Origin of the sequence: Gilliamella sp. B3022 (assembly GCF_028751545.1) — a bacterium.
Classification (GTDB): Bacteria; Pseudomonadota; Gammaproteobacteria; order Enterobacterales; family Orbaceae; genus Gilliamella.
The window spans coordinates 2430344-2444845 of sequence record NZ_CP071867.1; the positions used below are offsets into that span (position 1 = coordinate 2430344).

Below are 14502 nucleotides of genomic sequence, written 5' to 3' on the forward strand. Positions count from 1 at the left end.
ATTAAATATTTGTTTTTTGTTTCACATATTCATCAAAAGATAAGGTGTCATTCTTCTCTTTATCTTGTTGTTTTTTAATAGACAAAATGCGCTGTTGAACAAAGTCGCTATCAGTCAATATTGCTAAAGGTTCTGCTGAAAGTTGTTTTTTATATTGAGATGCGAGCACTAACCCAAATTTTGAAGTGCCTAAATCACTGATAGCTTCAAGGGTTCTAGCAGATAAAGTTAATTCAGGTTGGTCAAACATGACATCTAACTTTTCACAAACCTTTCGATATTGTTGGTGTTTATCATTATGATCCAAAACATCCGCAACTCTAAGCAGATCTTTAAATAAATTATGCCCTACTTTTGATAATGGTTCTCGATAACTGCCACAGCCCATACCTATTTCCAATCCTGGTTTACGCCCTTCCATGATGACTCGATTCCAATTTATTTTTGAACACTCAAGTTCCTCACTACTCATTTCTGGAGCTGGCGCTAGTGCACACCAAATTAAAAATAGATCGATGAAACGAATTTGTTCTTCGGTAATACCAATAGGTGAAAAAGGATTAATATCCAAAGCTCGCACTTCAATATACTCAATACCCCCACGCATAAGAGCATCAGAAGGTGATTCTCCAGATCTTGGAACTCTTTTAGGGCGAATTGGTGCATAAAACTCATTCTCAATCTGCAAGACATTATCATTCAATTGACGATAATGACCATCTACCTTAATACCTAATTTACTAAAGTGAGGTGATTTGGTATGTGTAGCTCGTTTAAGACCCTCAACATAAGTATCTAAATGATTGAATGTAATACCTAACTGCTTTTGAGCATTATTTGTATAGCCAATATCACTTAATCTTAACGATGTCGCATAAGGCAGATAACAATTTCCATTTGTTTGTTCAATAAAAGATTTTGCTTTTTCTGGATCTTGAATAAATGATGAACATAAAGATGGAGAGGCACCAAATAAATAAGGAATAACCCACCCAAAGCGATAATAGTTTCGAATCAAAGTAAAATAGCCTTCAGAAATTACAGCTTTACCTTCTTCAGTATTTTTTACTCCATCTCTAGCTTGCCAAAATGCCATGGGTAATGAAAAATTATAATGAACACCTGAAATGGTTTGCATCATTGCGCCATAACGATTTTTTAAACCTTCACGATAAACCGTTTTGAAACGCCCTTCATTCGATGATCCATATTGTGCCAAAATAATGTCATCTTCAGTTGCTACAAAACATGGCATACTTAAGGGCCACATCAACTCTTCTCCAATATTAATACTAGCGTAGCGATGCAAGTCACGCAAAAACGTTAACATGTAATCAATATTGGTATTCACTGGTGTAATGAATTCAAGCAGTGATTCGGCAAAATCAGTTGTGATCCAAGGGTGAGTAAGTGCCGAGCCAATATTGGTTGGGAAAGGTGTTTTTGATATGGAACCATCAGGTAAAATACGTAAAGTTTCTCGCTCAACACCGCGTTGAATGCCTTGTAAAATAGTATAGTGTTTTTCTAACCAGCTAAGTGCTTTAGAAACATCAGGTATCATAATGTTGCGTTTCCTTAGATAAGATTGATTTTTGCCATATTAACATAAATTACAGCCTTCCATAGGCTATTTTGACAGTACATAACCAATAAATTAATGTTTATTTTCATCAAAAAAGATCAATTCATCTATTTTTCCATAATATTAGATTTGTTAATGATAAACACGACAAATGAACATTCATCTGCTTTTCAAAAATATAATGAGTGTCAATAGAGTCGATAATTTACCGACTCTATTGTTTAAAATAATTTGTGATGTGCTAATTATCGCTTTGCTTTTTTTGGTTAGCAACATAAGTTTCATCGACAGGCGTTATCATTTTGTTTTGATGATCGATAAGATAGGTTTTACCGAAACCAATAACAACGCGACCTTTTATTGGTTTAATTTTAAATAAGTTAAAATCATTCATTTCACAAAGCATATAAACCATTTTACTGACTCGTTTCGCCATTTGATCGATGACCTTCTCAAAAACATTAGAATCTTTATCAACAATTTCAGCTATTGCTTGAGAAGTTAAACGCTTACGAGCATAAATATTTTTTGTTTTAGCTTCATCATCAATAATAATAAAAGAAATATGAGGATTTGTTTTCATATTTTGAGCATGTGGTGCTAAATTAGAAATAAGTACATAATAATCATTTCCATCAAAAAAATAAGGTGAATAGCTGGTTTCCACTTCTCCATCTTTATTTATAGTCGACAGGATAACTGTTAATACTGTTTCATGTAAGCTATCTATTGTATCTTGAACGTTATTAGTTTTGGATTCTGCCATAAAAGCTCCTTATCTGATTTAATTGTATATTTTATTTAGCTTATTACACCATATTTTATAATATTAATTGTTTACATAATTTGAAATAAAATGTTATCTGAATGAGAAATTATAATAAAATTGCTCGTTAATGAGTTAGTTTGTAACAATTTAAGTGATCGATGTTTTGAATATTTATCTAATGCATTTGCCGTTCCATTCATTAATATACAATCAGGTTTAGGTAATACAATCCATGCAAAAATTAAGCGCTGTTTTTTGCCTTTAGAGAATCTATTGAAAACTTAATCAAGTAACTTTTGTGCAATCTCTGGAAATAAGAAAATAATTTGAGCGACCTATTTTACTTTTCAATCTGAACTGGTGGCTCCCTTGTTGTTCCAAAGTTCGGTTAAAAATTCATTACTACATCAACAGTAAAGTTTCTACCAGGTGCAGTTTGTAGCTCAATCGGATTGGTTACTTTTATATTATCTTGTGGATTTTTATAATAAGTACTAAACATTGGCCACTTAAAATAACGTCGATCGAAAATATTTAATACTGACACCCTAAAAGTGATAGTTTTACTGGAATGCCAATTCAGGTAAGCATCATAAACAGCATAACCTTTAGGTTTAAATACTTCATCGCTTGCAAAATTATCTTTTGATACGCGTGTCACAGCTTTCGCAAACGTTCCAAGTATTTCAGTATCAATATTGTATTCAGGAATATGCCATTTAATCTCTACTGTACCTTGTAAAGGCATTGCCTCATTAAAATAGGATTTCTTTTTTCCGAAATTTTCAAGCTTATTACCATATTGATAAGATGCAGAAGTATTTAATGTCCAGTTACTTGAAAGCTGCCATTCGGTAGATGATTCCAATCCCCAAAGATTTACTTTTGATAAATTTTTATACATATAATCTTTAGGTCCTACACGAATAAAGTTTTTAATAAAGTTACTATAGTCAGCCTTAAAAGCACCAAAGCTAAACCAACCATTGGAATAATCACCCCTTACCCCTACTTCGTAGGATTTAACTTTTTCGGGTTTTAAATTTGGATTAGGGATCAAATTCATCGATACTGAAGGTAAAGAAGTATATAACTGTTGAGCAGTTGGCATTTTAAAGCCTTCTGCATAGCGGGCATAAACAGAGTATTGATTTGTGATGTTAAATATTGTTCCTAATTGAGGAATCAAGCGATAAGAAGTTAATATATGTGGCTCTTTTCCTGGAATAATAGAATAATAGTTATCAATTTCAGGCTTAATTTTATAGGTTGCATAACGTAAGCCAGGTTTAACTTGAAAACGCTCAGTAATTATATAAAACTCATCTTGCAAATAAACGTCTGCTCGTCGAGTTTTAGAATTAGCAAAATTAAATCCACCTCCGATGGTTGTTATACCATTTTTTGAATTTTCATTACGATAATCACTGTGGGTAATATCTCCCTGGAATCCATAAACTAAATCATGTTCTGTACCGAAGAGATCAAAATTAGAACTGAATTGTAAATCAATTTGCCAAAATTTCTCTTTATAATCATTAGTGATATAAGTATAAATGGAATTACCCTTTCTATCGATTTGTTGATGGCGAGATTTTAGGTAACGCTCTTGAGGAGAAAAAGAGATCATCGTTTTAATTTGATCTACAAAAGGAAAAACTGGAGACCAGGAGTCTTCTATCGCATAACGCTTTCTTAACTGTATTTGTGTTCTCTTAAAATCGCCATTAAAGGTACCGGATAATTGTAGACCATAATCGTATAATTGTTTAACTAAAGAGTTAGAACGGAAATTTTCAAAAGTCAATTTCGTTTCATGATTATCATTATGAAAGACCAATTTTGATAACAAATTTTCAGTTTTAGCATCTAATGGATTCAGTTTATTACATCTGATTGCCTCTTCACCTCGAGGACATCCCCAAATACCGCCATTCGCTTTAGCTTTTTTTAGCGTTATTTCTTGGTAGTCACGCCGACTGAAATGGATAAGTGCTTCTAAATTTTGCATCAATTCTAATGCGAGCATGCTTGTTTTCGTATTTTGATTATTTAAGCTATCATAAGCACCTTTAATTTGTACTGCATAAGGTTTATTTTTCAATACATCCATCGGATCAATAGTTTTGAATGCAACTACTCCACCCAATGCATCAGCTCCCCATAAAACAGAACCAGGTCCACGCACAATTTCAACATTTTTAATTGTTGATAAATCGATAAAATTCCGATTACCGTCTTGTAACCCTTCGATAACCCTTGCACCATCAACTTGCAACTGTACCCGATTTCCGGCCATTCCTCGAATTCGGATCCCGCCCAAATTGCCAAAAGGATCTGTTCCAGATGTCTGTCTATTTACTGAAATACCAGGAAGATAACGGACTAAATCTTCCATTGTTGTCATTTGATGATCATCAATAGTCTTTTTACTGATGATATCAACGGTTTCAGGAATGGTTAATTTTGCTTTTTTTTGTCGACTAGCTGTCACAGTAATCGTTTCCAATTCATCTGTATCCGCAAATACTGGCAAGGATATTGAAGCTATAAAGAACGTTAAAAAAATATTATTTACTTTCATCCTGACACCATAAAGCATATTAATTAATGGTCCAAATTTTGATATTTATCATATTTTTCTATTAATCTAACAAATTTTTTAATGGCAATCAATGATAATAATAATTATTATCATTTTTGTTTGTATTAAATACTTGTAATGTGAAATGGATTAACAAAGAAAAGTTTAATTATAAAGATGCGCAAAAGTATGATTAAATTATTAAAATAAAAGTGTCATTACTGTTAAATTCTTTAAAATCAATAAGGAAAATAAATTTGAAGAACATTGATTAGCCATTACCGACTAATCAAAATCGAATTAAATTTTTTTCGCTAGTAAAACTAAAATTTCCATATGTGATGTATGAGGAAACATATCAAATAACTGAACTTTTAATATTTGATAATGGGTTAAATGTCTTAAATCCTCAGTTAAGGAGGTCAAATTACAGCTAGAGTATAAAACATAGTTTGGTTTAACACGTTCTAAGTATTGCATCAAATCTTTACCTGCTCCACGACGAGGAGGGTTAAGTAGTACTAAATCGGGTATATCTTGTGTCGCAATGGCGTAGTGCGTTGCATCAAGTGATTTGAATGTCAAATGTTTAAAATCTAAAATTTCTGCTGTTTTTGTTGCACACTCTATTGCATCAGAATTAATTTCAATACCTGTTAATTTGATATCATTTGATGTAGCATTATTGACACAACTTAAACCAAAGCCCCCTACACCACAAAAAAGATCCCAAATTGAATTAATCTGCAAACTTGCAACCCATGCACTCGCTGTTTTATAGAGACTTTCTGCAATATACGTATTTGTTTGAAAAAAGCTTTTTGGCTTAATATAAAGAGGAATATGATTTAACATCATAGGTAAAAAGGCGTTATCAGTCAGAATAATTTCTTCACTGCCTTCTAAAATTGCCGCATGTTCAGGTTGAATATTGATTGAGACAACAAGAAGATTTCTAATTTTATCTTGTAATTGTTCATAAGTATTTTTTATTTTTTGAACGAATTTATCTGATTTTACAACGAACCTTAGCATATATTTATGCTCGCCATCACTGACACTCTCATTGATAATAATAAATTTTAATTCGCCTTTCCGCTTATTAATATTATAAGGTACTAAGCCTTGTTTGCGAATATAACTGCGTACAATTTTAAGAATGCTTTGCATACTGTGAGTGTAAAGAGGACAATCACACAAATCAACGTTTTCATCGCCATTTTGAATACCTAAAATCGGTTTTTCTACCGTGCCAAGCACAGCCATTTTAGCTTTATTACGGAAAGCTGTTTCGCTACCAGCAAAAGGAGATTGAACTTCCAAAGGTTTGAATGAAATTAACTGATTTAAAATTTCATTTTGTTTCATATTAAGTTGAGTGAGATATGGATATTTGATCCACTGACAAGATGAACATTTACTTTGTTGATAATAACTACATTGCATCACTATATAACCTTTTTTTATAATCAATAATTATATACTTAAACTTTGCTAATAAATATTAGTTTTCAATTTTATACTAAAACACAGCATTAACCTGAAACTTCTTTACAGAAAAATTATGTATTTAATTCATTAAACTAATTTATTAATCGTGATGATTTGACGAAACAACGGTATATGATAGGATATTGCCATGAAAATTACAGGAACACTTTAATGTCTATTAAGTTAAAAACCCCCGCAGAAATTGAAAAAATGCGTGTAGCAGGTAAGCTTGCTGCTGAAGTTTTAGAAATGATTGAACCTTATGTTAAACCAGGTATTAGTACTGGTGAGCTTGATAAAATCTGTTACGAATATATTGTCAATGTTCAAAAAGCTATTCCCGCCAATATTGGTTATAGTGGTTACCAACATACTACTTGCATTTCAATCAATGATGTCGTTTGTCATGGTATTCCAAGCTTTGATAAAAAATTAAAAGATGGGGATATTTTGAATATTGACGTAACTGTCATTAAAGATGGTTATCATGGTGATACTTCTAGAATGTATATAGCAGGTAAACCCACGGTCGCAGGTGAAAAACTTTGCCAAGTAACTCAACAAAGTTTATATGAAGCGATAAAAATTATCAAACCTGGTATTCGTCTAAAAGAAATTGGTAAGACAATTCAAAAATATGTTGATAAATTCGGTTTTTCATCAGTCCGCGAATATTGTGGGCATGGCATTGGCGAAGTATATCACGACGAACCACAAGTTCTGCATTATGATGCTGATGATGGTGGAGTGATTTTGAAGTCAGGAATGACCTTTACAATTGAACCAATGGTGAATACCGGAGGTTGGCGAACTCGCACAATGAAAGATGGTTGGACAGTAAAAACGAAAGACCGTGGACTTTCTGCCCAATATGAACATACTCTTTTAGTGACGGATAACGGTGTTGAAATTTTAACATTGCGTAGCAATGAGGATTTTCCACGAATTATTGAACATTAAAATAAAAAAGATTCAACAATATTATCATTGTTGAATCTCTTCACTTCAATAAATTTATTCTGAATATCTTAGATTTAATCTATTTCATTCCTGTTTTATTTAATCCATTAACTTTACTTTTAGATATTTTACTTTTATACAATCTTTATAAAGGTCGACACTGTCAATTTATTGTACAACCAAGGTTAAAATAGTTAAAGTAATCACATAAAAAAACAAAAAGTCATTTGGGCTTCGATTTAATGAAAATTAATATAACAGGGTATAAAGTTTACGACGATAAACACTTGCTAAAGGATTGCTCGTTCCCAAAGCCGCAAGCAAATCAAGTAAGGTTTTTTTTACTTGCCCTTCTCCCGCATTGAGATCTTGAGTTAATGGTTTAAATAATAACTCAAGTGCTTCTTCATGCCGCCCAACCTGCATTAATTGAGATGATAATTGAATCATCAGTTCAACATTATCAGGCTGATTGGTTAATTCAGTTTGAAGTTGTTGTAATTCTGGTGAGTTGGCTGCTTGTTCAAGCAATTCAATTTCAGCTTGCAATCCATGAAAATCCGAGTCTTGATCTTGTAGTGGAATTGTAGCTAAAACTTCTTTAGCTTCACTTAGCTGTTTTTGTTCTATTTGGGCTTTCACTAACATTAAGGCGATATCCGTTCTTGGTTTACCTAAATGATCAGTCAAGGTTTTCCATGCTTGTCTTAATAATGGTAAAGCCTGTTCATATTTGGCTTCATTAAACAAGGTTTGTGCTTCAATTAATTTAAGTTCATCTTCATTTGGTAAGACTTTCTCTAAAAATGCGCTAATCGTTTCCTCTGATTGAGGACCTTGAAAACCATCAACAGGTTGTCCATTTTGAAATAAATAGACAGTAGGGATAGCGCGTAAGCCAAATTGTGCAGCTAACATCTGCTGATCGTCACAGTTTACACTGGCTAAAACGAACTGCCCATGATGTTTATTTGCTAATTTCGTTAATGTTTCTGTCATCGCTTCATAATTTGGGCTCCTAGGAGACCAAAAATAAAACAATACAGGATTTTTAGAAGAGCTTTCAATGATCTTTTGAATATTTTGCTCATTAACATCAAAAATGAATTGGTTTTGCATATTATGTCCTGGGAATATGATGAGTTATTATTTGTTCTTTAAAATTTTATCCATTAATCTGTCAGGAAGCAAACGTTTAGCAATGGCAGCAATTTTGGTTACTTTTGTTACCCTGTAACGAATTTTCGGTTTTGGATGTTCTAACGCATGAAACAGATAAGGTAAAATCGCTTCAGGAGGCAAAGTAAAACGTTTTGCTATCGGAGGATTTTTCACAATATTTTCTTTTTCTGTTTGGTTAACATTATTAGAAAAATGAGTGTTTAATGGACCTGGCTCAATTAAACAAACTTTAATATTTGTATTACTCAGTTCTAATCGTAGCACATCAGACCAAGCTTCTAATGCATATTTACTTGCACTGTAAGCACCTCGGCCTGGTGTTGCTATAATGCCAACAATTGAACTTGTTTGAATAATTCGACCTGTATTTTGTGATAACATGGCTGGCAATAGCAACTGAGTTAACTGATGCACTGCAAAAAAATTAGTCGAAAATTGTGATTCTAACTGCTCTCGATTCATCGTGTTTAATCGTCCATAAAGCCCAAAACCAGCGTTATTGAATAAGGCAAATAACTTACCCTCAGTTAATGCCAATACTTCTTGTGCAGCTCGATTAACTGATTGAGGATTGTCTAGATCAAGCAAAATACATTCAAAACCTTGCTCAATAAGTTTTCTCTGATCGGATTCTTTACGGCATGAGGTAATGACACGATATCCACGTTTTTTTAAGGCAGTAGCGGAAATTAAGCCAATTCCACTAGAACAACCAGTAATAAAAATCGTTCGCAATTTTGTTTGCTCCATTATATTCACATATTGTCAAGTTTGTTTATTGCAATTATGATAGCACATCTAAATTCAAGTTACTCAATGTAAGCCAAGAGGATCAGATGAAAATTGCCATTATTGCAGCAATGGAAGAAGAAGTTACTATACTCAAAAGCAAAATAACCCATTACCATGTCGAACGCCATTTAGGATGTGACTTTCATCTTGGAAAAATCGCAAATTGTGAAATTGTTTTACTGCAATCGGGTATTGGTAAAGTAGCTGCAGCTTCTGGCACTACATTATTATTAAATAATTATCAAGTTGATGCTGTAATCAATACTGGATCAGCAGGAGGACTCTCTTCTGAACTAAACATTGGAGATATTATTGTTTCGAGAGATGTATTTTACCATGATGTTGATTTAACCGCTTTTAGTTATAAACCAGGTCAAATGTCCGGTTGCCCTGTCACTTTTAAAGCTGATCCAAAATATCAATTATTAGCCAAAACCTGCATCCAAAAACAGGGTGTTAATGCTGTTGAAGGATCAATTGGAAGTGGTGATGCTTTTATTAATGGTAAATCCAATTTAGAAAGAATAAAGCAAACCTTCCCTGACGCAATTGCGGTTGAAATGGAAGCAGCAGCAATTGGACACGTTTGTTGGTTATTTAAAATTCCCTTTGTTGTAGTTCGTGCGATTTCAGATAATGGAGATAGTGAATCTGCAGTTGATTTCCAATCTTTTTTAAAATTAGCCGCAACTCAATCATCATTGATTGTTGAATCAATGTTAAGTGAGCTTGCTTAAATGCTCATAACCGGTATTTAATAAGGTTATAAACCGTATTGTTTAAATAAGTTCCCTCTCCAACCAGATAACAATTCTGGTTGATTGCCCTTTTTGTCCGCTTGCCATTTTACATATTGATTAATCAACCGCCGTGATAGTAATAAATCTTGATTAAGCCCCGTATGAGTACAAATATCTTGTGCGACTTGTTTTAATTCATCACTGATTTTTTTATAATCAGGATAACTGCTTACCCTACAAATTGGCGATAATTGTGGAACCGGTTCTGACAAAATATTTAATATTTTTTGACCATATAAACGAATTTCTTTACCTTTTAAACCCAAAGTACCAAGTTGAACTAATGATGTTGGTGAATATCGAGCGATGTTCCATAATGTCTTTTCATGCACAACAAAATTCAGTGCGATATCTTGTTCTTTCGCCAATTCATAACGCCAACGAGCCAATTTATATAATTGCCCGAGACTTTGCCCTTTTAATTGCCAGCTGTTCTTGATATTTAAATAAGCATCATTTGGATCTGTTGTTTGACATTTACGGGCAATGACCATTTGGCACTCTTGATAAGCTGATTCTAAATATCCTTTTGAACTTAATTGTGCTTTCAAAATAGGGATTAAGGGGTACAAATACAACACATCATTAATTGCATAGTCACACTGTTTATCCGTCAATGGTCTTTTTAACCAATCAGTTCTCGTTTCACTTTTATCGAGATCTACCTGTAAATATTTATTAACTAGGTTTGCATAACCACTACTTAATGGATTATCCAAAAAAGAAGCCAATATTTGGCTATCGATAATAGGTGTTGGAATGGAACCAAATTGATGAAAAAAAACTTCAAGATCTTCGCTGCACGAATGAAAATATTTTTCAATATTAGAATTAGTTAAAATGTTCAAAAAAGCTTGCCAATCAGTAATATTAATCGGATCAATGAGTGCTGCGTATTGACCATTAAAAACTTGTAAAAGTCCTAAATGAGGATAGAACGTTCGGGTACGAACAAACTCAGTATCCAAAGCTAAAGCGGTACTGTTTTCGATTTTTAAACAATAATCAATTAACTGATCATTATTAACAATATATTGATAAGACAAACTTTAAATTCCTATTGAGAAAAATTGATTAATTGAGTGGATTTTTTATCAAAAATTACCTCAATCTCCACTATTTCGGAACGTGTCATTAGTCGAATGGGAGGTCCCCAAAAGCCAAATCCACTACTTACAATGCTAGTAAAATTCTGTTTTATATTTTTATATATCCCATAACTGTTTTGATAGATTAATTTTTCAATAAGGTTAATAGGAAATATTTGCCCAGCATGAGTATGTCCGGAAATCATTAAATCGACACCTAAATTTGCGGGTTCATTTAGATCATGTGGTTGATGATCCAACAATATTATTGGTTTATTCGTATCAGCAAACATTATAAGGTCTGATAATGATGCTCGTTTAATATCATAACGCGAAGAAGAAAAATCATCCCGACCGATGAATGTAATACCTACTTCCTCAAGATAAACTACATCATCTTTTAAAACTTTCATATTGGCTTGTTCATAAGCATTGATAATATCTTGTTCATGATTGCTTTCGTGTTTAATATTCAAATATTCATGATTACCAAAAATAATATACGTACCATATTTTGACTCAAACCTTTGAAATTGCTTATTAAAACCTTTATCTACAAAGGGTTTTAGCTGTCTATCCAATGTATCGCCTGTAATGACAATAAAATCCGCATTGAGCTGATTTACCTTATCAACCATTTGTTGAATCCTATCAGGAAAAGTCATGTCATTAATGTGTATATCACTCAGTTGCACAATACGCAGTTTATTAACCTTTGCCTTTTTATCAATTTTAACTTGGTAGTTAACTATACTAGGCTCTATCGCCATTTCATGACCATAATAACATAATGAAAACACAGCGATAAAATAGACAAATTTAGTTGTTAATTGAGGTTTTAATTTTTTTTTACTGATCCAGCGCCCAATATCAAATAGTATTGTAACTAAAAGACAGCAAATCATTATCGCACTAACGGCATTTAAAATTAGGGGTAACCAATAAGTAGAAATGCTTTCAGATAATCTTGATAAAACTAAAGATAATCCCACCATAACAACAACTGTCCAATAAGCCATTTGATAATAACTTGTTAAAGAAAAGTTAAACCAAAATTGCCATCGTTTTCCTAAATAGACAGCCATTGAGCCACACATGATGATAGCGATAGAAATGGCTATGAGATCTGCAATAGTCATAATTATCCAAACAATAGAACTCAAAAAATGTTATGATAACAGAATTTATTTCATTAGCGCTAATAAGTTTTATGGATATTAAAAAAGACCAATTATTTTCCACACCAATTGATAAGTTAGGCGATTGGACATTCGATGAAAAAGTGGCTGAAGTATTTCCTGATATGGTTCAACGTTCAGTACCGGGTTATTCAAATATTATTTCCATGATTGGTATGCTCGCAGAAAGATTTGTTCAGCCTAATTCAAAAGTTTACGATTTAGGTTGTTCATTAGGAGCAGCAACCCTATCCATTCGTCGTAATGTCAATAATAAAAACTGTCGTATTATTGCTGTTGATAATTCACAGCCAATGGTTGAACGTTGTAAAAGACATATCGAATCTTATAAAGCTGATACTCCTGTCGATGTGATTTGTGACGATATTTGCAATATTGAAATTCGAAATGCCTCAATGGTCGTACTCAATTTTACTTTACAATTTTTAACACCAGAAAACCGCCAACAAGTTTTAAATAAAATCTATCAAGCATTGAAACCTAACGGTGTTTTAGTGCTGTCCGAAAAATTTAGCTTTAATGATTCAACCGTTGATGAATTGCTGTTTAATATGCACCATGATTTTAAACGTGCAAATGGTTATAGTGAACTGGAAATTAGTCAAAAGCGTAATATGCTAGAAAACGTTATGCTAACTGATACCATCGAAATCCATAAAAAGCGTCTATCCGATGCGGGTTTTAAACACATTGACACTTGGTTTCAATGTTTCAATTTTGGCTCAATAATTGCCATTAAGTAACGCATTAATTTATAAAAAAAGGGAAAAAGAATGATTGATTTTGGTGATTTTTACCAGATTATCGCAAAAAATAAACTTAACAAATGGCTTGAAGTCTTACCTGCACAACTTGCCAATTGGCAAAAAAATAATATTGATAACCGTTTTAATCAATGGGTCAATAGCGTCAAACATTTACCTGTGATCGAACCTCATCAAATTGATCTATTAAACAGTGTCACGGTCGAAAGTAACCACCCCATTTCAGACGGTCACCAACAACGTATAACTCAATTGCTTAAGAATATGATGCCTTGGCGTAAAGGTCCTTTTCATCTTTACGGTATTAATGTCGATACTGAATGGCGTTCAGATTGGAAATGGGAACGGTTAATTACTCATATTAATAATCTTGAAGGACAAACTGTATTGGATGTGGGATGCAATAGTGGCTATCATTTATGGCGAATGGTTGGCGCAGGCGCAAAACTAGCGGTTGGTATTGATCCTGTGGCACTTTACCTTTGTCAATTTGAAGCTATTCGGAAATTGTTGGGTAATGATCAACGTGCACATTTATTACCGCTTGGCATTGAAGAGTTGCCTAAACTCAATGCTTTTGATACGGTTTTTTCAATGGGGGTTTTATATCACAGACGTTCTCCTTTGGATCATCTATTTCAATTGAAAGATCAATTGGTTGATGGTGGGCAGCTAATACTTGAAACTTTAGTTATCGATGGTGAGCTACATGAAGCATTAATGCCAGGTGAACGTTATGCTCAAATGCGCAATGTCTACTTTATTCCATCGGTACCAACTATGATGAATTGGTTACACAAATGTGGATTTTCTGAGATTAAGATGGTTGATAAATCAGTAACAAGTTTGGATGAACAACGTAAAACTGACTGGATGACTTCAGATTCATTAGCGGATTTCTTAGATCCAAACGATTCAAGTAAAACCATTGAAGGCTACCCAGCACCAATGCGGGCAGTTTTTGTAGCTAAGAAGTAACGTTTGTCACTCAAACTCCCTCTTTTAGTCCCCCTTATCTAATAATAATGATGAGGGGGTAAATGATTAATTTGAATAACACTGATTTTTAGGTTCGACAAGATGAAAATGAGGTTTACTAACCAATGATGTTCCCTATTGCTATTTGGATTATTTCAAAAATCATGAAAAATTTGTAAAAAAGTTTGAGGTGAACTATACGTTTGAGTATAAAATCACTTTATTTATTAAATTTTAATCCATACCTTTCATTATCAACTTACCAAACCAGTTTTATAACCATCTAATTAATAGAGATTATTTTGAAGTT

General features: G+C 33.0%; 12 protein-coding genes. 4 read left to right on the forward strand and 8 right to left on the reverse strand.

Annotated features, from left to right (window positions below; translation table 11 throughout):
- Position 1: 1 nt before the first annotated feature.
- The 4 genes from gshA to rlmC all read right to left on the reverse strand — a co-directional run bounded on the left by gshA (position 2) and on the right by rlmC (position 6384).
- On the reverse strand, positions 2–1564 hold the full coding sequence (gene gshA, locus J4T76_RS11005; RefSeq protein ID WP_267342032.1) for a glutamate--cysteine ligase: 1563 nt from the start codon (positions 1562–1564) through the stop codon (positions 2–4).
- Between the two features lie 262 nt (positions 1565–1826).
- Positions 1827–2351, reverse strand: a complete 525-nt coding sequence (locus J4T76_RS11010; protein ID WP_267346329.1) for a HugZ family pyridoxamine 5'-phosphate oxidase — start codon at positions 2349–2351, stop codon at positions 1827–1829.
- 391 nt (positions 2352–2742) lie between these two features.
- On the reverse strand, positions 2743–4938 hold the full coding sequence (locus J4T76_RS11015) for a TonB-dependent hemoglobin/transferrin/lactoferrin family receptor (RefSeq protein ID WP_267355833.1): 2196 nt from the start codon (positions 4936–4938) through the stop codon (positions 2743–2745).
- 300 nt (positions 4939–5238) lie between these two features.
- Positions 5239–6384 carry a 23S rRNA (uracil(747)-C(5))-methyltransferase RlmC gene (gene rlmC / locus J4T76_RS11020; RefSeq protein WP_267342037.1) on the reverse strand — a complete coding sequence of 382 codons (1146 nt, stop codon included), beginning with the start codon at positions 6382–6384 and terminating at the stop codon, positions 5239–5241.
- Positions 6385–6600: 216 nt separating this feature from the next.
- Here rlmC and map point away from each other — a divergent pair, with 216 nt between their 5' ends.
- On the forward strand, positions 6601–7389 hold the full coding sequence (map, locus tag J4T76_RS11025) for a type I methionyl aminopeptidase (protein ID WP_267342038.1): 789 nt from the start codon (positions 6601–6603) through the stop codon (positions 7387–7389).
- 249 nt (positions 7390–7638) lie between these two features.
- Here the strand turns inward: map and J4T76_RS11030 are convergent, their stop codons facing one another.
- Both J4T76_RS11030 and J4T76_RS11035 read right to left on the reverse strand, forming a co-directional pair.
- Positions 7639–8508: a co-chaperone YbbN gene (locus tag J4T76_RS11030; protein WP_267355210.1), complete on the reverse strand. Its 870-nt coding sequence runs from the start codon at positions 8506–8508 to the stop codon at positions 7639–7641.
- A gap of 27 nt (positions 8509–8535) precedes the next feature.
- Entirely contained in the window at positions 8536–9321 is a 786-nt protein-coding gene (locus J4T76_RS11035; protein ID WP_267342040.1) for an SDR family oxidoreductase, read from the reverse strand.
- A gap of 86 nt (positions 9322–9407) precedes the next feature.
- Here J4T76_RS11035 and J4T76_RS11040 point away from each other — a divergent pair, with 86 nt between their 5' ends.
- Positions 9408–10100: a 5'-methylthioadenosine/adenosylhomocysteine nucleosidase gene (locus J4T76_RS11040; RefSeq protein WP_267342041.1), complete on the forward strand. Its 693-nt coding sequence runs from the start codon at positions 9408–9410 to the stop codon at positions 10098–10100.
- Positions 10101–10126: 26 nt separating this feature from the next.
- On the opposite strand, the gene rnd is transcribed toward J4T76_RS11040, so the two are convergent.
- Positions 10127–11209, reverse strand: a complete 1083-nt coding sequence (rnd, locus tag J4T76_RS11045) for a ribonuclease D (protein WP_267342042.1) — start codon at positions 11207–11209, stop codon at positions 10127–10129.
- 11 nt (positions 11210–11220) lie between these two features.
- Positions 11221–12390: a metallophosphoesterase gene (locus J4T76_RS11050; protein WP_267346324.1), complete on the reverse strand. Its 1170-nt coding sequence runs from the start codon at positions 12388–12390 to the stop codon at positions 11221–11223.
- Between the two features lie 32 nt (positions 12391–12422).
- Here J4T76_RS11050 and cmoA point away from each other — a divergent pair, with 32 nt between their 5' ends.
- Together cmoA and cmoB are read left to right on the forward strand one after the other, a co-directional pair.
- The gene (gene cmoA, locus J4T76_RS11055; RefSeq protein ID WP_267342045.1) at positions 12423–13193 is read left to right on the forward strand and encodes a carboxy-S-adenosyl-L-methionine synthase CmoA; all 771 of its coding nucleotides are present in this window, start codon (positions 12423–12425) and stop codon (positions 13191–13193) included.
- Between the two features lie 30 nt (positions 13194–13223).
- On the forward strand, positions 13224–14192 hold the full coding sequence (cmoB, locus tag J4T76_RS11060; protein ID WP_267342046.1) for a tRNA 5-methoxyuridine(34)/uridine 5-oxyacetic acid(34) synthase CmoB: 969 nt from the start codon (positions 13224–13226) through the stop codon (positions 14190–14192).
- The last annotated feature ends 310 nt before the right edge of the window (positions 14193–14502 follow it).

Excerpts from the sequence above, each read along its gene's own strand:
- gshA (WP_267342032.1), bottom strand. The coding sequence starts at position 1,564 with ATGATACCTGATGTTTCTAAAGCACTTAGCTGGTTAGAAAAACACTAT.
- J4T76_RS11010 (WP_267346329.1), bottom strand. The coding sequence starts at position 2,351 with ATGGCAGAATCCAAAACTAATAACGTTCAAGATACAATAGATAGCTTA.
- J4T76_RS11015 (WP_267355833.1), bottom strand. The coding sequence starts at position 4,938 with ATGAAAGTAAATAATATTTTTTTAACGTTCTTTATAGCTTCAATATCC.
- rlmC (WP_267342037.1), bottom strand. The coding sequence starts at position 6,384 with ATGCAATGTAGTTATTATCAACAAAGTAAATGTTCATCTTGTCAGTGG.
- map (WP_267342038.1), top strand. The coding sequence starts at position 6,601 with ATGTCTATTAAGTTAAAAACCCCCGCAGAAATTGAAAAAATGCGTGTA.
- J4T76_RS11030 (WP_267355210.1), bottom strand. The coding sequence starts at position 8,508 with ATGCAAAACCAATTCATTTTTGATGTTAATGAGCAAAATATTCAAAAG.
- J4T76_RS11035 (WP_267342040.1), bottom strand. The coding sequence starts at position 9,321 with ATGGAGCAAACAAAATTGCGAACGATTTTTATTACTGGTTGTTCTAGT.
- J4T76_RS11040 (WP_267342041.1), top strand. The coding sequence starts at position 9,408 with ATGAAAATTGCCATTATTGCAGCAATGGAAGAAGAAGTTACTATACTC.
- J4T76_RS11050 (WP_267346324.1), bottom strand. The coding sequence starts at position 12,390 with ATGACTATTGCAGATCTCATAGCCATTTCTATCGCTATCATCATGTGT.
- cmoA (WP_267342045.1), top strand. The coding sequence starts at position 12,423 with ATGATAACAGAATTTATTTCATTAGCGCTAATAAGTTTTATGGATATT.
- cmoB (WP_267342046.1), top strand. The coding sequence starts at position 13,224 with ATGATTGATTTTGGTGATTTTTACCAGATTATCGCAAAAAATAAACTT.